This is a genomic window from Burkholderia sp. RS01 (assembly GCF_039748055.1).
GTDB lineage: Bacteria > Actinomycetota > Actinomycetes > Actinomycetales > Micrococcaceae > Arthrobacter.
In genome coordinates, this window is the sequence record NZ_JBDLAK010000023.1 from 42,535 (window position 1) to 59,196 (window position 16,662).

General features: G+C 63.9%; 17 protein-coding genes. 13 read left to right on the plus strand and 4 right to left on the minus strand.

Going from position 1 to position 16,662, the window contains the following annotated elements; all coding sequences use genetic code 11:
* The first annotated feature begins 4 nt into the window (after positions 1-4).
* From pcaC to ABFP37_RS18605, 5 genes are all read left to right on the plus strand, one after another.
* Positions 5-388, plus strand: coding sequence for a 4-carboxymuconolactone decarboxylase (gene pcaC, locus ABFP37_RS18585; protein ID WP_347034515.1), 384 nt, complete (start codon positions 5-7; stop codon positions 386-388).
* Complete coding sequence (locus tag ABFP37_RS18590; RefSeq protein ID WP_347034471.1) at positions 385-1,290, plus strand: NAD(P)-dependent oxidoreductase; 906 nt, start codon at positions 385-387, stop codon at positions 1,288-1,290. Before pcaC ends, ABFP37_RS18590 begins: the two co-directional genes overlap by 4 nt.
* Positions 1,283-1,657 (plus strand): hypothetical protein, encoded by a 375-nt coding sequence (locus ABFP37_RS18595; RefSeq protein ID WP_347034473.1) that lies wholly within the window; start codon positions 1,283-1,285, stop codon positions 1,655-1,657. The genes ABFP37_RS18590 and ABFP37_RS18595 overlap by 8 nt, the downstream gene beginning before the upstream one ends.
* Before the next feature lie 3 nt (positions 1,658-1,660).
* Positions 1,661-2,539 (plus strand): alpha/beta hydrolase, encoded by an 879-nt coding sequence (locus ABFP37_RS18600; RefSeq protein ID WP_347034474.1) that lies wholly within the window; start codon positions 1,661-1,663, stop codon positions 2,537-2,539.
* Positions 2,540-2,705: 166 nt separating this feature from the next.
* A complete protein-coding gene (locus ABFP37_RS18605; RefSeq protein WP_347034475.1) occupies positions 2,706-4,085 on the plus strand; it encodes an MFS transporter in 1,380 nt (459 codons plus the stop codon).
* Positions 4,086-4,406: 321 nt separating this feature from the next.
* Here ABFP37_RS18605 and fbaA read toward each other — a convergent pair whose 3' ends face one another.
* Complete coding sequence (gene fbaA, locus ABFP37_RS18610; protein WP_347034476.1) at positions 4,407-5,426, minus strand: class II fructose-bisphosphate aldolase; 1,020 nt, start codon at positions 5,424-5,426, stop codon at positions 4,407-4,409.
* Positions 5,427-5,676: 250 nt separating this feature from the next.
* On the opposite strand from fbaA, the gene ABFP37_RS18615 reads away from it, so the two are divergent.
* Positions 5,677-6,465 carry a DeoR/GlpR family DNA-binding transcription regulator gene (locus ABFP37_RS18615; protein WP_347034477.1) on the plus strand — a complete coding sequence of 263 codons (789 nt, stop codon included), beginning with the start codon at positions 5,677-5,679 and terminating at the stop codon, positions 6,463-6,465.
* Between the two features lie 142 nt (positions 6,466-6,607).
* Here ABFP37_RS18615 and ABFP37_RS18620 read toward each other — a convergent pair whose 3' ends face one another.
* The 3 genes from ABFP37_RS18620 to ABFP37_RS18630 are packed head-to-tail and all read right to left on the minus strand — an operon-like array spanning position 6,608 to position 9,579.
* Positions 6,608-7,069 carry a fructose PTS transporter subunit IIA gene (locus ABFP37_RS18620; RefSeq protein WP_347034478.1) on the minus strand — a complete coding sequence of 154 codons (462 nt, stop codon included), beginning with the start codon at positions 7,067-7,069 and terminating at the stop codon, positions 6,608-6,610.
* Entirely contained in the window at positions 7,066-8,550 is a 1,485-nt protein-coding gene (locus ABFP37_RS18625; protein ID WP_347034479.1) for a fructose-specific PTS transporter subunit EIIC, read from the minus strand. The genes ABFP37_RS18620 and ABFP37_RS18625 overlap by 4 nt, the downstream gene beginning before the upstream one ends.
* A 12-nt stretch (positions 8,551-8,562) precedes the next feature.
* Positions 8,563-9,579 (minus strand): 1-phosphofructokinase family hexose kinase, encoded by a 1,017-nt coding sequence (locus ABFP37_RS18630; RefSeq protein WP_347034480.1) that lies wholly within the window; start codon positions 9,577-9,579, stop codon positions 8,563-8,565.
* Positions 9,580-9,873: 294 nt separating this feature from the next.
* Here ABFP37_RS18630 and ABFP37_RS18635 point away from each other — a divergent pair, with 294 nt between their 5' ends.
* The 7 genes from ABFP37_RS18635 (at position 9,874) to ABFP37_RS18665 (ending at position 16,658) form a co-directional block, all read left to right on the plus strand.
* Positions 9,874-10,728: a class II fructose-bisphosphate aldolase gene (locus tag ABFP37_RS18635; RefSeq protein WP_347034481.1), complete on the plus strand. Its 855-nt coding sequence runs from the start codon at positions 9,874-9,876 to the stop codon at positions 10,726-10,728.
* A 204-nt stretch (positions 10,729-10,932) separates the two neighbouring features.
* Complete coding sequence (locus ABFP37_RS18640; protein WP_347034482.1) at positions 10,933-11,217, plus strand: HPr family phosphocarrier protein; 285 nt, start codon at positions 10,933-10,935, stop codon at positions 11,215-11,217.
* 244 nt (positions 11,218-11,461) lie between these two features.
* Positions 11,462-12,214, plus strand: coding sequence for a DeoR/GlpR family DNA-binding transcription regulator (locus ABFP37_RS18645; RefSeq protein ID WP_347034483.1), 753 nt, complete (start codon positions 11,462-11,464; stop codon positions 12,212-12,214).
* Between the two features lie 118 nt (positions 12,215-12,332).
* Positions 12,333-13,697 (plus strand): sugar ABC transporter substrate-binding protein, encoded by a 1,365-nt coding sequence (locus ABFP37_RS18650; protein ID WP_347034484.1) that lies wholly within the window; start codon positions 12,333-12,335, stop codon positions 13,695-13,697.
* 59 nt (positions 13,698-13,756) lie between these two features.
* The gene (locus ABFP37_RS18655; RefSeq protein ID WP_347034485.1) at positions 13,757-14,725 is read left to right on the plus strand and encodes a sugar ABC transporter permease; all 969 of its coding nucleotides are present in this window, start codon (positions 13,757-13,759) and stop codon (positions 14,723-14,725) included.
* Complete coding sequence (locus ABFP37_RS18660; RefSeq protein ID WP_347034486.1) at positions 14,722-15,657, plus strand: carbohydrate ABC transporter permease; 936 nt, start codon at positions 14,722-14,724, stop codon at positions 15,655-15,657. Before ABFP37_RS18655 ends, ABFP37_RS18660 begins: the two co-directional genes overlap by 4 nt.
* Entirely contained in the window at positions 15,654-16,658 is a 1,005-nt protein-coding gene (locus ABFP37_RS18665) for a zinc-dependent alcohol dehydrogenase family protein (RefSeq protein ID WP_347034487.1), read from the plus strand. Before ABFP37_RS18660 ends, ABFP37_RS18665 begins: the two co-directional genes overlap by 4 nt.
* The last annotated feature ends 4 nt before the right edge of the window (positions 16,659-16,662 follow it).

Sequence of the window (16,662 nt, forward strand, 5' to 3'; positions counted from 1 at the left end):
GACCATCAACCAGGAACTGTTCGACAAGGGCCTGGCCACTCGCCGGGAAGTCCTCGGCGACGCCTATGTCCAGCGCAGCCTCGATGGCGCCGACGAGTTCTCCATGCCGATGCAGGAACTCGTCACACAGTACTGCTGGGGTGACGTGTGGAACCGGTCGGGCTTGGAACGCGCCCAGCGCAGCCTGATCAACCTCGCCATGATCAGCGCCTTGAACCGGCCCCACGAGCTGAAGGTCCACGTCCGCGGCGCGATCCGCAATGGAGTTACCAAGGAACAAATCAAGGAGGTCTTCCTCCAGGTTGCAATCTACTGCGGCGCCCCCGCCGCTTTGGAAAGCTTCCGCCTGGCCCGCGAGGTCTTCAAGGAATTGGAGGCCGAAGCATGAGCACCATCGGATTCATCGGTCTCGGGAACATGGGCTTCCCTATGGCCTCACGCCTTGCCGACGCCGGCCACCGCCTGATCGTCAGCGACCGTGATCCGGGCGCCGTGCAGCGTTTCCAGGACGAGCAACCGGACGCCAGAACTGCCGCAGACACGGCCGCCTGGCAGGAAGCCGATGTCATCATCACGATGCTTCCCAACTCCGACATCGTCGAAGGAGTGCTCACAAACGGCGTCGCCGCGGCCGCGTCCCTGAACACACTGTTCATCGACATGTCCTCCTCCGAACCTGTCCGCTCCCGGGATCTGGCCAAGCGGCTGGAAGGGCAGGGAATGCGGTACCTGGACGCACCGGTCTCCGGCGGCGTCCGCGGAGCGCAGAACGGCCAGCTCGCCATCATGGTCGGCGGCCGCTGGCACGATCTGGACCAGGCCAGGGACATCTTCGACGTCCTCGGCAAGTCCGTCATCCACGTCGGCAAGGCCGGTTCCGGACATGCGGCCAAGGCCCTGAACAACCTCGTCTCCGCCGCGTCGGTCGTCGCCACCGTCGAGGCCCTCCGCGTCGGGGAACGCTTCGGCATCGATCCGGCGACCATGACCGAGGTCCTGAACGCCTCCTCCGGACGGAGCAACACCTCCGAAAACAAAGTCGCCCAGTTCATGCTCAGCGGAACCTTCGGATCCGGTTTCCCGATCGGACTCATGACCAAAGACATCAAGATCGCCACGGCCCTGGCCGATTCCCTGGGCATCGAGGCGCCGTTCAGCCACGACTGCGAAACCATCTGGCAGTCCACCCTCGACGCCGGCCACGGCGCCGAGGACCACACGAGGATGTACGAATACCTCTCCATCCCCACCACCCCGGCTTTCAACGATGAAAGGCAAATCCATGCATGACTTCGCACAGGTGTTGCAGACCGCGACCAAGGACTTCGAGTTCAACCGCGAGATGCGCTACTACACCGGCAAACTCCACGTCGCCATCGGCGACAACGCCTGGCTGGCCACCTACGACGACGGGAAACTCCTCACGGTCGGACCCTCTGACACCGACCCTGACGACGCGGCCATTTGGATCAGGGGCACCGACGAGCAGTGGAAGGACATGACCGCCCAGTACCCGCGGCCGTTCTTCCAGTCCCTGCAGAGCTCCTCCGCCAAGCACGGTGTCCTCCTCAGCAACACCCACCAGCTCTACGCCTACCTGCCGGCGCTGAACCGGCTCATGCAAATCTTCCGCCAGCTCAACGTCGAAGGAGCGTAAGTCATGGCAAAGTTTGAACCCATCAAGGGCGGTTACGTCTACCTCACCGTCGAGGGCATCGAATACCGGGTCTACTACGAAGAGGCCGGGCAGGGCATCCCCCTCATCGTCGGCCACACAGCCGGCTCCGACGGACGCCAGTACCGCCACCTGCTCAACGACACCGGGGTCACCTCCCGGTACCGGGTCATCGCCTTCGACCTGCCCTTCCATGGCAAATCCTTGCCCCCGCACGGGGAGAAGTGGTGGACCACCGAATACAACATGACCAAGTCACGCATGATGGCTTTCCCCAACGCGCTCTCCGAAGCCCTGGAGCTGGACCGCCCCGTCTACATGGGCAGCTCCATGGGCGGGCACCTCGCCATCGACCTGGCCTCGAACTTCAACGACCGCTACCGTGCCACCATCTCCGTCGAAGGGGCACTGCGCTCCGCGGCCGAGTATGTGGAAGTCGGCATGGACGGCATCCGCCGCGAATTCGACAACCCCAACGTCTCCCGCAACTCCATCGGAGCGGCCATGCTCCTTAACATCTCCCCGTACTCACCGGAGGAGAACGTCCGGGAGATCCAGTGGGAATACCAGTCCGGCGGCCCCGGCGTCTTCGCCGGCGACCTGTACTACTACTACTACGATCACAACGTGTCCCCGGAAGAGGCCGCCGCCATCGACACGAGCAAATGCATGCTCTACTTCCTCACCGGCGAATACGACCCCAACACTTCCCCGGCCGACACGAAGGAAGCAGCGAACCTGGTCAAGGGCTCAAAGTTCTGGGAAATGCCTAAGCTCGGCCACTTCCCGGTCACCGAGAACTACGACGAGTTCCGCAAGTTCCTCCTCCCCATCCTCGAAGAGATCGAGGGTAAGTCCGCCTAAGGACTAACCATCGGCGGGCCAGGCACCGGCCCGCCGGACACGGCGCCACCTCTCCCGGCGCACACCGCACTGCAGGGCCCTGCTGCCGCCAAGTCCTTAGGCAGTCACGCCCAAAACACATGTAATCCCCGTCACATTCCTCCGCACCCATGAATGGAGCTGGATCATGTCCACAACAAACAGCACGGCTTGGCGGCCGGCGCACGTCACCAACCGGCAGATCAAATTCGCGACCATCCTGGCCTTCCTGGCCTGGGCGTTCGCCGTCTATGACTTCATCCTCTTCGGCACACTGCTGCCCGAACTCGGCAAAGACCTCGGCCTGAACGAAGCCGAACAAGCCACCATGGTCACCTGGATGTCCGTCGGCGCCGTCGGCGTGGGCCTCATCGCAGGGCCCGTCGTCGACAAGTTCGGCCGCAAGGCCGGGCTCGCCTTCACCACCGCAGGAGCAGGCATCGCCTCTGCACTCACCGCGCTCGGCGGAATCGTCCCCGTCGCCGTCCTCGTCGCCATCCGGTCACTCAGCGGCCTTGGCCTGTCCGAACAAGGCGTCAACGGCGCCTACCTCAGCGAGCTCTACGGCGCATCAGATGACCCCCGGATCAAAAAGCGCCAGGGCTTCATCTACTCCCTCGTCCAAGGGGGCTGGCCGATCGGCGCCATCCTCGCCGCCGCCCTGACCGCCGTCCTGCTCCCCACCATCGGCTGGGCCGGCTGCTTCGTCTTCGCCGCCGTCCCGTCCCTGATCGTTGCGGCCCTTGCCCGCAAACTACGCGAATCGCCGCAGTTCGAATCCATCCAGAAAATCCGGCAACTCCAAAAAGCCGGCAAGCATGACGACGCGGAAAACCTCTCCGCCGCACTCGGGATCGAAGAGCACGAAACCCGCAGCACCCTCGCGGACGTCTTCCGCGGCCGGAGCCTGCGCACCACCCTGGCCTTGGGGCTCGGCCACATCCTGAACTACTTTCCCGTCCAGGTCTTCAGCGTGCTCGGCACCACCGTCCTGGTCAGCGTCCACAACGTGTCCTTCACCAATTCCCTGGCCATCCTCCTGATGTCCAACGTGATCGCCTACCTCGGATACCTCACACACGGATACTTCGGCGACAAGTTCGGCCGCCGCAACGTCATCGCCTTCGGCTGGATCACCGGCGGTATCGTCTTCACCGCCATGATCTTCGGTCCCAGCGACTTCTGGACCGTCGTCGCGCTCTACAGCCTCGGAACGTTCTTCCTCATCGGACCCTACTCTTGCGTGCTGTTCTTCGTCGGCGAAAGCTACGACACCCGCATCCGCGGACGGGGTGCAACATTCGTCGCAGCCGTCGGCCCCGTCGGCGCGATTCTCTCCAGCGCACTGGCCGCCACCATGCTCTCCGGCGGCGGCAACTGGGCGACCGCGGCGTTCCTTTTCGGAGCGATACCGTGCGTCCTGTCCGGAATCGCAGTCCTCTTCTCCCGCAAGCACCAGCACGTCGCCGACCCCGTTCACATCCCGGCCGTCGCCGGGGGAGCCCCGGCCGACGAGTCCGCCCATTAAGAACCCACGATCAGGCAGTTGCCGGGGCACCCATGAGCCCCCGGCAACTGCCTTTAGGAAAGAGACTCCCGTGGCCTGAAACCGCTTACGGCCGCACAGCTGTGGTGACCAGCCTCGGGGAACTCGAGCATGCCGACTACCCGCTCCACGCCCCGGAACCGGGGGCCATCCTAATGAATATGACCCGGACGGCTCAGGCCTACTATTGACGCTCACTCAGGAAGGTCATCACCCCACGTGGCGATGCCCGGCATCGCCACCACCGCCCTGATCACCTTCATCTTTGGCTGGAGCGAAGGCATCCGAGCCTGGCCCCGGACGCTAGAACGTCTGGCCGGCCGAGCCGAGCTGCTTCGTGGCTTCAACAACGCGGGCTGCCAGGCCGGCCTCGGCCGAGGCGCCCCAGACGCGGGGATCGTACAGCTTCTTGTTGCCGACCTCGCCGTCAATCTTCAGCACGCCGTCGTAATTCTTGAGCATGTGGTCGGCCACCGGACGCGTGAACGCGTACTGGGTGTCGGTGTCGATGTTCATCTTGATGGTGCCGTAGGAGACGGCGTCGGCGATTTCCTGGTCGGAAGAGCCGGAGCCGCCGTGGAAGACGAGGTCGAACGGGTTTTCCTTGCCGATCTTGGCGCCGACTTCGGCCTGGATCTGCTTGAGCAGTTCAGGGCGTAGCTTCACGCCGCCCGGCTTGTACACGCCGTGCACGTTGCCGAAGGTCAGAGCGGTCAGGTAACGGCCGTTCTCACCGGCACCCAATGCCTCGATGGTCGCGAGTGCGTCATCGACGGTGGTGTACAACTTCTCGTTGATCTCGTTTTCGACGCCGTCTTCCTCGCCGCCGACGGTGCCGATCTCGACCTCGAGGGCGATTCTGGCAGCAGCGGCGCGCTCCAGCAGCTCGCGGCCGATGCGCAGGTTCTCCGAGAGGGTCTCGTGCGAACCGTCCCACATGTGGGAGTTGAAGATCGGGTCCTTGCCGGCCTTGACGGCTTCCTCGGAAGCGGCGAGAAGCGGCAGCACGAAGCTGTCCAGCTTGTCCTTGGGGCAGTGGTCCGTGTGCAGGGCGATGTTGACGGCGTAGTTCTTGGCCACCTCGCGGGCAAACGCGGCGAAGCCCAGGGAACCGGCAACCATGTCCTTGGTGGAGGCGCCGGACCAGTAGGCAGCACCGCCGGTGGAAACCTGGACGATGCCGTCGGACTCGGCCTCGGCGAAGCCGCGGAGCGCGGCGTTCAGGGTCTGGGAGGAGGTGACGTTGACGGCGGGGAAGGCGAAGCCGCCTGCCTTTGCGCGGTCGATCATCTCGGAGTAGATCTCTGGGGTGGCAATGGGCATGGTGCCTCCTCGACAGGCGGCCATGAGCATGCCGCGTCCAATATGGGTGCGTGGACGACCTTCCGGTGTCTTGTCGCCCTTCAATCGTAGGGCCGCGTTAGACTGAAACCAAGTTTACGCAAGTAATTACAGGTAAGTGCAACTGTCCGGGAGCCTGGCTTTCGTAGGCGGCTGGGACTTGGCCCGGGACCCCGGAGGGGATGGCAGGATGGGACTTGCCGTTAAACTCCTGAGAGGACTGAGCATTCGCATGACTATCCAAGAGGACGCAGGGCGGGCCGCCTATGCCGACCAGCGCCACCAGGAGATCCTGCTCAAACTGCGCACCGAGCGCAGAGTCGATTCCACCCAGTTGGCCGCTGAATTCGGGGTCACGCGGGAGACCATCCGAATGGACCTGATCCAGCTGGAGCGGCACGGCCAGCTGAAGAGGATCCACGGGGGTGCCATCCCGGTGGATACGGCATCGTTTGAGCCGGCCGTATCGACCCGCACGGAGTACTCGGCTGAGAAGGCCCGGATTGTCCGCGCCGCCCTGGACCATCTGCCCGATCACGGATCCGTGCTCATCGATGCTGGTTCCACGACCGAGAAGCTGGCCGAGATATTCCCCGGGGATAGGGAGCTGTCGGTGTATACCAACACCCTTCCCATCGCCATGTCGCTGGTCTCTCGCCCATTGCTGACGGTCTACGTGATCGGGGGAAGGCTGCGCAGCCGGACTCTGGCGGACGTCGATGACTGGGCGCTGCGTGCCCTCAGCGAAGTAAATGTTGATCTGGCGTTTCTTGGCACCAACGGCATCACCGCCGAACGCGGCATGACGACACCGGACCCGTCGGAGGCATTGGTGAAGAGGGCGATGCTCACCGCGGCGCGGCGCCGGATTCTGCTGGCCGATCACAGCAAAGTGGGGGTCGTCAGCACGGCACAGCACGCAACGATTGCCGATATCGACCTCTTGATCACTGACACCGGACTGGACCCGGCGGACAAGAGTGCTTTGGAGTCCGCCGGCCTGCAGATCGAATGCGCCTAAACGGAGTCCTGACCCCCAGGCACTCGTCTGACCCGATAGCCGATGGTGCTGGCCGCGGAGAGGGGACCCGAACGCGGCGAGAGCAGCCCCCGTCCTGACGGGCGGGGGCTGCCCCTTTGCGCTGTGAATTGATGGAACCCGGCTAGGCGTCCGTGAGGACGTGCTCACCGAAGAGCGCCACGATGGCTTCTGCCGAGTCGGCTTCCAGGAGATCGGCGCGGACATCAGCCTTCATCAGCGTCTTGGCGACACGGGACAGCAGCTTCAGGTGGGTGGTGCCGGCCTCGCCCTCGGGAATGAGCAGGGCAATGGCCAGCCGGATGGGCTTGGAGTCGAGGCTGTCCCAGTCGACTCCGGCGTTGAGCCTGATGATCACCAACGCAGGGCCGGTGATTGCCGGTGACTTGGTATGAGGGATGGCGATGCCGTCCATGAGTCCGGTGGTGCCTTGGGATTCGCGGGTGCGCAGTCCCGCAGCGACCGCTGAGGGATCAGTGGTGATTCCCAATTCGGCGGCCTTTTCGGCGATAAGGGCGAATACGGCCTGCTGGGAATCTGCGCTGGCTCGGAGGACGACGTTGCGGGTGGCGAGGATGTCGGTCATACGAGGGCTTCCTTGTCGGTTGTGGTCTGCTGGCTGGCGTTCGGGGTTTTGGTGGTGCGGCGCTGCATGGCCGCACCGTAGAGGATTCCGCCGATGATGGAACCGGCCAGGATGGCTCCGACCCAGTGGAGGCCGTTGGTCACAACGGGCAGAACAAGGAATCCGCCGTGGGGAGCGGGGACCTGGACCTGGAAGAGGAAGGTCAGGATGGCTGAGATGGATGAGGAGAGCATCAGGATGGGAATGACCAGGAACGGGTTGCGGGCTGCGAAGGGGATGGCACCTTCGGTGATGTGTGTGGAGCCCAGGGCGAAGTTGACGTAGGCGGCGTCGCGGGTCTTCTCGTCGAAGGCCTTGCGGAAGAAGAGAGCTGCGAATCCTGTCACCAGCGGAGGGGTGATGCAGGCGGCCGACACGGCGGCCATGAAGTAGAAGTTTCCGCTGCCCAGCAGTGCGACCCCGGTGACGTAGGCGGCTTTGTTGACCGGGCCACCCATGTCGAAGGCGCACATGATGCCGATGATAAGCCCGAGGATGATGGGGTTGGTGCCCTGGAATCCGGAGAGGAAGTCCTGCAGGGAGGTGTTGATGCCCTTCATCGGCGCGGCCAGCACGTAGGTGATGGACCCGAAGATGAGGATGCCCACGACGGGGAGGATGAAGATGGCCTTCAGCCCGCCCAGGGCCTTGGGCAGCCTGTCCAGAAGTTTCGCCAGCAGGAGCATGCCGTAGCCGGACAGGAACCCGGTGATGATGCCGCCCAGGAAGCCGGTGCCTCCATTGGATGCGACCAGTCCCGTGACGAGGCCGACGACCAGCGCGGGCCGTTTGCCGATGGAATCGGCGATGAAGGCCGAGAGTACCGGCACCATCAGTCCCATGGCGGTGCCGCCGATGGCCATGAGCATGGCGGCGAAGTCGTTGTACTGCTCGGGGTGCTTTGTGTCTGCGGAGTAGATCCCCCAGAGGAAGGACAGTGCGACCAGCACGCCACCTCCGACGACGAACGGAAGCATATAGGACACGCCGTTCATCAGGTGCTTGTAGAGGTCCCGGGCCTGGAACCTCCCCCCGGCTTTGACGCTGATGTCGCCGAACAAGCCGTGGTCATCGACTGATGCGGCAGCCTCGTCGGGGAGGTGCGCCGCGGCGTTTCCACCGCGGACCGGGGCAGTTCCGGCGATGATTTCTTGGATGAGCTCGTCGGGGCGGCTGATGCCTGCTTTGACGCCGACGTCGACCACAGGCTTGCCGTTGAAGCGGGAGGCGTTGACGTCTTTGTCTGCGGCAATGATGACGCCGTCCGCTGCCGCGATTTCGGCGGCGCTCAGGGTGTTTTCGATGCCGATCTGGCCGTGGGTTTCGACCTTGATGCTGACGCCGAGCCGCTCCGCGGCCTGTTCCAGAGCCTCCTGGGCCATGAAGGTATGCGCGATGCCCGTGGGGCACCCCGTCGCGGCGACGATGGAGATGTTTGGCATTTTGGTGTTTCCTTACTTTGCTGCTGGGGCTGTGGTCGCCTCGGCGGCGGGGGCGATGGCAGGCTCGGACAGCGCGTATCCCGGGTCGAAGGCACCTGTGACGGTGACACGCTCGGCAATGCGCCGGTCGACGTCAAAGAGTGTTGTCTCGTGGCCGACGGCGGACGAGGCATAGGTCAGGGCGCTGGCCAGGCACGCGGCCCGGTCCAGGCCCTGCTCCAGGCCTGCGAGGTATCCGGCCAATGAGGCGTCGCCGGCGCCGACGGTGTTTATGACCGTGATGTCAGTCGCCACGCCAAGGAGGGCCCCGTCGGCGTCGACGAGCATCATTCCGTCACCGCCAAGGCTGGCCAGGACTGCTCCGGCACCGCGTCGACGGAGCTCCTGGGCTGCGTTGGCAACATCGCCCAGGGTCTCGATCCGGCGCCCGGTTTCTTCGGCCAGTTCGTGCACGTTGGGCTTGATGAGGTCGGGCTTTTCGGGGATGGCACGGTGCAGTGCATCGCCTGAGGCGTCGACTATGACTATTGCCCCCTCGCTGCGTCCCACTTCGATCAGCCCGGGGTGGAACCATTCCGGTGTTCCTGGTGGAAGGCTGCCGCAGATGGCAAGCATTATGGGGCCCTTTTGAGGAGACCGGGCGGCCGCGCGAAGCGCCTCCTGGCAGGCGTGACGCAGGGATTCCATCACCTCGGGTTCCAGCGGTTCGCCGGATTCGTTGATTTTTGTGCCTGTCCGCCCGGGCACGATGAGGGTGATGTTGGTGCGTACTTCACGGTGAGACTCGACCGGAATGATCGGAACACCCTGGGCGCGGAGGTCCTCGACCATGAACCGTCCGGTTTCCCCGCCGGCCGGGAGTATGGCGGCGGTCGGAAGGCCGTTGCGGTGGAGGGCGACGGAGACGTTGATGCCTTTGCCGCTGGCTTCACGGGACTTGGAGGTCACGCGGTTGACGGCCGCGAATTCAAAGGAATCGACGTTGACGGTCCAGTCGATGGCGGGACTGGGGGTGACCGTGATAATCACAGCTGCTCCACTTCGAGGGGGTTGGTATCTGGGTTGCGGTCCGGTTGGTGGCTCTACCCGTGTCCGCGTTCGGGGATTTGAATTCTCAAGAATGTGGCCGACCAGCCTTTGGCCCGCTGTGGGAGTCCGGAAGTTTCCGGCCGCGTTATTGGCGGTCGGGAACGTTTCCTGGCATCGGTCCACTAAGGCGTTGAACTGATCTGTGCTTACCTGCATATACTTGCGCTTTCTTGTTTTTGTGTCAACATGTTGTGAAAGCACAAAACCCATCCACCCTGATTTAGGAGTCCACCCATGCCATTGGTTCCCACAGACGAACTCGTTGCCCAAGCACTCCGGGAACGCCGAGCCGTCGCGGCCTTTAACGTGATTACGCTCGAGCACGCCGAGGGCATCGCGGTGGGCGCGGAACGGGCGGGCCTGCCCGTCATCATGCAGCTGAGCGAAAACGCGGTGAAATACCACGGATCGCCGTACGCGATTGCTGCTGCCAGCACGGCAGTGGCCAGACATTCCAGCGCGGACATTTCACTGCATCTGGACCACATCACCGATACGGCACTGATGAAGCTCGCACCCGAGCTCGGAGCCAGCTCCGTGATGTACGACGGCGCAGCCTTCCCCTACGCGGAAAACGTCGCCCGCACCCGGGACGCAGTGCAGTGGGGCCGGAAGTACGGAATCTGGATCGAAGCCGAACTGGGCGAGATCGGCGGCAAAGATGGGGCCCATGCCCCCGGCGTCCGGACGGATCCGCAGGAAGCGAAACAATTTACTGCCGCCACGGGCGTGGCGGCTCTGGCAGTGGCAGTCGGATCATCGCATGCGATGACCTCAAAATCTGCGGCCTTGGACCACGAGCTGATCAAAGCCCTCAAGGCAGCCCTGGATGTGCCGTTGGTCCTGCATGGTTCCTCGGGTGTGCCCGACTCCGAAATGGCCCTGGCCGCCCAGGAAGGCATGGTGAAAATCAACATCGGCACCGCTTTGAACATCGCCTACACCGGCGCGACCCGCGGTTTTCTGGACGCGCACCACTCGACCGTGGACCCGCGCAAATACTTCGCGCCCTCGCGCGAAGCGGTGGCCGACACGGTAGCCCATGCGTTGCTGGTCCTCGCCGGAGCAGCCAGCGCAGCCGGTCGCTGATCGACTGAAGGCCGACGGCGGCGCCGCAAGGGCCGTCGCCCACTCACTCGCCCATACGGCCGGCAGGATTGACATGGCACTATTCCCGTTGGCCGTTCGGCACGCCTCTCTGACTCTGGGCGGGGCACACGCATCTGCGGTGCGCGTGCCCGGCTGCGGTCGGAAAGCCGCCACCCAGAAATCAACAACTACAAGGAGACACCCATGGCACAACGCACTGCCGTCATCGGCAGCACTTCAGGACTGCACGCACGTCCGGCATCACTGATCGCCGAGCTGACAGGCGCCCACCCCTTCGACATCAATATTTACCTGGAAGGTGCCGACAAGGTCGACGTGTGCGATGCCAAAAGCATCCTGTCCCTCATGAGCCTTGGTGCAGAGCACGGCGACAAGGTTGTCCTGCAGGCCGAAGGCGAAGGAGCCGACGACGTCCTTGAAGCCCTGGCGCGTGAACTCGAAAAGGACCACGACGTGGCCGCGGACTGATCCCAGCGCACACGCATGAGGGGCCTGGAGCGGTTTTGCCGGCTGCCGGCTGCCGGCTGCCGGCCACGGTTGCGCGCGGACGCGAACTAGGTCACCAAGTGCCCGCTTCTGCCCGACCTGCCCCCAATGACTGCCCGTTTGCCAAATCAGTAGTGAGCACGACCACATAGCTGTGATGATTAAACCACTGAAACATGCAGTTTCGGGCACAACCTCAAACAGACGGGCAGAGCAAATGTATCCGGTGGAACGCCAACGGTGGATCATCGAAAATGCCCGTTCCGAGGGCAGGATCGAGGTGCCCGACGTAGCGACCCAGCTCGGCGTGGCCGTCGAAACTGTACGGCGTGACCTGAACCTGTTGGAGAAGCGTGGACTCGTGCGCAGAGTCCACGGCGGAGCAATTCCAGTGGAAAAGCTCGGCTTCGAAAACCCGCTCACCGCCCGGGGGGCAGTACACCCGAACGAGAAGCTGAGGATCGCGCAGGCGGCCTTGGAATTCCTGGACAGCGCGGAGTCGATCTTCATTGACGAAGGAACCAGCGCTGCGGCTTTCGCCGACGCGCTGGAGCCAACACGGCCGATGACGGTCGTAACAAGCTCCTTGCCCGTCGCCTGCAAACTGGCGGCAAACCCCCTGCTGACCGTGCTGATCCTCGGAGGCCGGGTCCGCGGCAACACCCTCGGCGCTGTGGACCATTGGGCGACGGGAATGTTGTCCCACCTCGTGCTCGACCTCGCTGTCCTGGGCACAAACGGCGCCACAGGCAAACACGGGCTAACCTGCCCGGATTCGGCCGTAGCTGCGGTCAAAGCAGCGGCCATCGCGTCCAGCAGACGCAAAATCGTCCTCGCCGATAACACCAAGTTCGGCGTGGACTCCAGCATCAAGTTCGCCGATCTGCACGAACTCGATGCAATCATCACTGAACGTGGAGTGGCCGACAGCCTCCTCCAGCCGTTCAGACGAGTCGGAGTGGAAGTCATCCTGGCCTAAGCCGGGACCCGCCTCACCAAGACTTACCCACATCAGAAACAAACAGAACACACACTGCAACAACCCCTGCCCTGCCACTGCATTGCCTTCATCACCCCTCACAACCAAGGAAGTCACTGTGAAAGTACAGAGAAGTATTCGCAAACTCGCCATACCCGCTGCCGTCGTCACCGCCGCAGCTCTGGCACTAACCGGATGCTCAGGAGCCGGCGGCGGAAACGCGGCCGGAGACCAGAACAGCATCAACGTCCTGATGGTCAACAACCCCCAGATGGAAGACCTGCAGAAGCTGACTGCGGACAACTTCACCAAGGAATCCGGCATCAAGGTCAACTACACGGTGCTCCCGGAGAACGATGTCCGTGCCAAGATCAGCCAGGAGTTCTCCAGCCAGGCCGGCCAGTACGATGTTGCTTCGCTGTCCAACTACGAAATCCCCTTCTATTCGGCGAACAAGTGGCTGGCGCCGCTGGATGACACCGTGGCCAAGAACGCTGAGTTCAACCAGGCGGACATCCTGCCGGCCTACACCGCCTCTTTGACAGGCAAGGACGGCAAGCTCTACGGCGAACCGTTCTACGGGGAGTCCTCCTTCCTCATGTACCGCAAGGACATCTTCGAAGCCAAGGGCCTGACCATGCCGGAGAAGCCCACCTGGGATCAGGTGGCCGATCTGGCCGCCAAGGTTGACGGCGCGGCTCCGGGCATGAAGGGCATCTGCCTGCGCGGCCAGCCCGGCTGGGGCCAGGTCTTCGCCCCTCTGACCACCGTGGTCAACACCTTCGGCGGGACCTGGTTCGACAAGGACTGGAACGCGAAGGTCAATGCCCCAGAATTCACCGAGGCGACCGAGTTCTACACCAAGCTGGTGCGGGAGCACGGTGAAGCCGGCGCCGCCCAGGCGGGGTTCACCGAATGCCTGAACAACATGACCCAGAGCAAGACCGCCATGTGGTACGACGCCACCTCCGCCGGCGGATCCTTGGAAGCAGCCTCCTCGCCGGTCAAGGGCAAGATCGGCTACGTTCAGGCTCCCGTGAAGGAGACCAAGTCTTCGGGCTGGCTGTGGACCTGGTCCTGGGGCGTGCAGGCTGCCTCCAAGAAACAGGACGCTGCCGGGAAATTCATCGCCTGGGCCAGCTCCAAGAAGTATGAGGAACTCGTGGCCGCCAAGCTCGGCTGGGCCAAGGTTCCCTCCGGCAAGCGGACCTCAACCTACGCCAATGCGGACTTCCAGAAGGCCGCTCCGTTCTTCGGAGCGGAAAAAACGGCCATTGAAAACACCGATCCGAACAACCCGGGTCTGCAGCCGCGGCCTGCCATCGGCGTCCAGTTCGTTGGTATTCCTGAATTCGCAGACTTGGGGACCACGGTCTCCCAGGGTGTCAGCTCCGCCATCGCAGGGCAGGGCACCGTCGCCGAGGCGCTGGCCAAGGGCCAGGAAGCCGCACAGAAAATCGGCGATAAGTACAAAGCCAAGTAGCAACCCCACGAATCGGTGCTGTGGCCCGCCCACGGGCCACACCACCGCAGGAGAACCCCATGACTACTGCAATAGCGCGCGTCCCGCGTTCCGGGCACAGCGCACCCAAACCCTCCAAGCACGCCAGATCCCGTGAACGCGCCCTGGCCTGGGCCCGGCGTGCGCCGTTGCTGCCGGCCCTGATCTTCCTCATCATCGTCACCCAGCTTCCGTTCGTGGTGACGCTGATCATTTCGTTCCTGAACTGGAACAGCCTCCGCCCCGACCAGACCGGCTTCGCCGGCTTGGAGAACTACATCCAGGTCCTCACCAACGCCGACCTGCGCCAGGCCATCTTCACCACCATCTTCCTCACCGTCTCCGTGGTCCTGGCCAGCCTGGTCATCGGCCTCGGACTGGCCCTGCTGCTGGACAAGAAATTCATCGGCCGGGGACTGGCCCGGACCCTGCTGATCGCGCCGTTCCTCGTGGTCCCCGTGGCCGCGGCGCTGATCTGGAAGCATGCCCTCCTGAACCCCACTTACGGGCTGATCAACGGCACCCTGACCTGGATCTGGTCCCTCTTCGGCAGCGATACCCCGCCGCAGCCGGACCTCCTCTCCCAGGCACCTCTGTTCTCCGTGGCGGTGTCGTTGGTGTGGCAGTGGACGCCGTTCATGATGCTCATCCTGCTCGCGGGCCTGCAGTCCCGGCCCATGGACACCGTCGAAGCGGCTCAAATGGACGGCGCAACGCCGTGGGACATCTTCCGCCACCTCACACTGCCGCACCTGCGCCAGTACCTGGAACTGGGCGGACTGCTCGGAGCCATCTACATCGTGCAGAACTTCGACGCCGTCTTCACCCTCACCTCAGGTGGGCTGGGCACCGCCAACCTGCCCTACGCCATCTACCAGACGTTCTACTTCGCCAACGAATACGGCCTGGCATCAGCCGCCGGCGTCGTCGTCGTCATCGGCACCATCGTCGTGGCGACCTTCGCCCTCCGCACCGTTTTCTCGCTCTTCAAGAAGGAGGCAGCACGATGAGCACCCTCACCCCTGCCGCACCCCAGAACTCCGTCCCCGGCCCGACCGCCCTCAACAGCGGATCACGGCGCAGTAGATTCGGAAAGTTCGGCGGCAAGTCCCGGATGGACCCCACCCGGAACAACACCGCCGCCGGCATCGCGGCCTGGCTGCTGGCACTGCTGTTCGCCACACCGGTCCTGTGGATGATCCTGACCTCGTTCCACTCCGAAAACGATGCAGCCACCAACCCGCCCTCCCTCGCGGCGAACCTGACCCTGGACGCCTACAAGGAGTTCTTCGGCGCCAGCTCCGGGGTCAGCCCCTGGCCGCCGCTGATCAACTCCGCCACCGCCTCGATCCTCTCCACCGTCCTGGTCCTGGTCCTGGCTATTCCGGCCGCCTACGCGCTGTCGATCCGGCCGGTGAAGAAGTGGACGGACGTCATGTTCTTCTTCCTCTCCACCAAGATGATGCCCGTCGTGGCCGCGATCCTGCCCCTCTACCTGTTCGCCAAGACCACCGGCGCCCTGGACAACATCTGGTTCCTGATCCTCATGTACACCTCGATGAACCTGCCCATCGCAGTCTGGATGATGAGGTCCTTCCTTGCCGAAGTGCCGGTGGAAATGCTCGAAGCAGCCCAGATCGACGGCGCAAACCTGCTGCTGACCCTGCGCAAGGTCATTGCCCCGGTGGCGATGCCCGGCATCGCGGCCACCGCGTTGATCTGCTTCATCTTCAGCTGGAACGAACTGCTGCTGGCCCGGGTCCTCACCGGGGTGGTGGCCGGCACCGCTCCGGTCTTCCTGACCGGCTTCGTCTCCAGCCAGGGCCTGTTCCTCGCGAAAGTCTGCGCCGCCGCCGTCGTCATTTCCCTCCCGGTGCTCTTCGCCGGCTTCGCTGCCCAGGACAAGCTCGTCCAAGGCCTCTCGCTCGGGGCCGTCAAGTGAGAGCAGCAGTCATCTCCGCCCCCGGACGGATCGACCTGGAAACGGTCCCCGATCCCATTCCGGGCCCGTGGGAAGTCGTGGTGCAGGTAGCGGCAGCCGGGATCTGCGGAACTGACCTTCACATCATGGCAGGCGGATTTGCCCCGTCCCTCCCCGTCATCCCCGGCCACGAATTCGCAGGCACGATTGTGGCCACGGGCAAGAACGTCAGAGATGTCCGGATCGGGGAGCGTGTGGCAGCAGATCCCAACATGCCCTGCCATGAATGCAGATACTGCCGCATCGGCCGCAGCAACCTGTGCGAGCAGTGGGCCGCGATCGGCATCAGCGCCGCCGGCGCCATGGCCCAATACACCGCGGTCCCGGCAGCGAACTGCGTCGTCCTGCCCGAGTACGTCCGGCTGGAGGACGCCGCACTGATCGAGCCCCTGTCCTGCGCCGTCCGCGGATATGACGTGCTCCGGGCCCGGCTCGGCTCGCACATCCTCATTTACGGCGCCGGAACCATGGGCCTGATGATGCTGCAGCTGGCCAAGGCCACCGGCGCCGCGAGCGTCGACGTCGTCGACATCAACCAGAACCGGCGCTCCACCGCCGTGATTATCGGGTGCACGAATGCCGCGGCATCAGCCGACGAATTTTCCCGCTCCGGCTGGGACATCGTCATCGACGCCACCGGCAACGCCGCAGCCATTCAGGACGGACTGGGAAGGGTCGCCAAAGGCGGAACGTTCCTGCAGTTCGGTGTGGCCGGCGAGGACGTGCGCGTCACCATCGACCCCCACCGCGTTTACCACCAGGAGATCACGATCACCGGTTCGATGGCGGTCCTGCACAGCTTCGACCGGGCCGCCGAGCTCTTCGCAACAGGTGTCCTGCCCGCAGACATCCTCATCAGCCACCGCCTCCCGCTCTCCCGAACCGCCGAGGCCTTCGAGAAGTTTAAGTCCGGCGCCGGCCGGAAAATCCAAGTATTGCCAACCCTTACAGAGAAAGACTGAACCT

Coding starts and splice junctions, on each gene's coding strand:
- ABFP37_RS18635 (WP_347034481.1), top strand. CDS start 9,874: ATGCCATTGGTTCCCACAGACGAACTCGTTGCCCAAGCACTCCGGGAA.
- ABFP37_RS18660 (WP_347034486.1), top strand. CDS start 14,722: ATGAGCACCCTCACCCCTGCCGCACCCCAGAACTCCGTCCCCGGCCCG.
- ABFP37_RS18625 (WP_347034479.1), bottom strand. CDS start 8,550: ATGCCAAACATCTCCATCGTCGCCGCGACGGGGTGCCCCACGGGCATC.
- ABFP37_RS18655 (WP_347034485.1), top strand. CDS start 13,757: ATGACTACTGCAATAGCGCGCGTCCCGCGTTCCGGGCACAGCGCACCC.
- ABFP37_RS18605 (WP_347034475.1), top strand. CDS start 2,706: ATGTCCACAACAAACAGCACGGCTTGGCGGCCGGCGCACGTCACCAAC.
- ABFP37_RS18590 (WP_347034471.1), top strand. CDS start 385: ATGAGCACCATCGGATTCATCGGTCTCGGGAACATGGGCTTCCCTATG.
- ABFP37_RS18600 (WP_347034474.1), top strand. CDS start 1,661: ATGGCAAAGTTTGAACCCATCAAGGGCGGTTACGTCTACCTCACCGTC.
- ABFP37_RS18620 (WP_347034478.1), bottom strand. CDS start 7,069: ATGACCGACATCCTCGCCACCCGCAACGTCGTCCTCCGAGCCAGCGCA.
- ABFP37_RS18615 (WP_347034477.1), top strand. CDS start 5,677: ATGACTATCCAAGAGGACGCAGGGCGGGCCGCCTATGCCGACCAGCGC.
- ABFP37_RS18640 (WP_347034482.1), top strand. CDS start 10,933: ATGGCACAACGCACTGCCGTCATCGGCAGCACTTCAGGACTGCACGCA.
- ABFP37_RS18595 (WP_347034473.1), top strand. CDS start 1,283: ATGCATGACTTCGCACAGGTGTTGCAGACCGCGACCAAGGACTTCGAG.
- fbaA (WP_347034476.1), bottom strand. CDS start 5,426: ATGCCCATTGCCACCCCAGAGATCTACTCCGAGATGATCGACCGCGCA.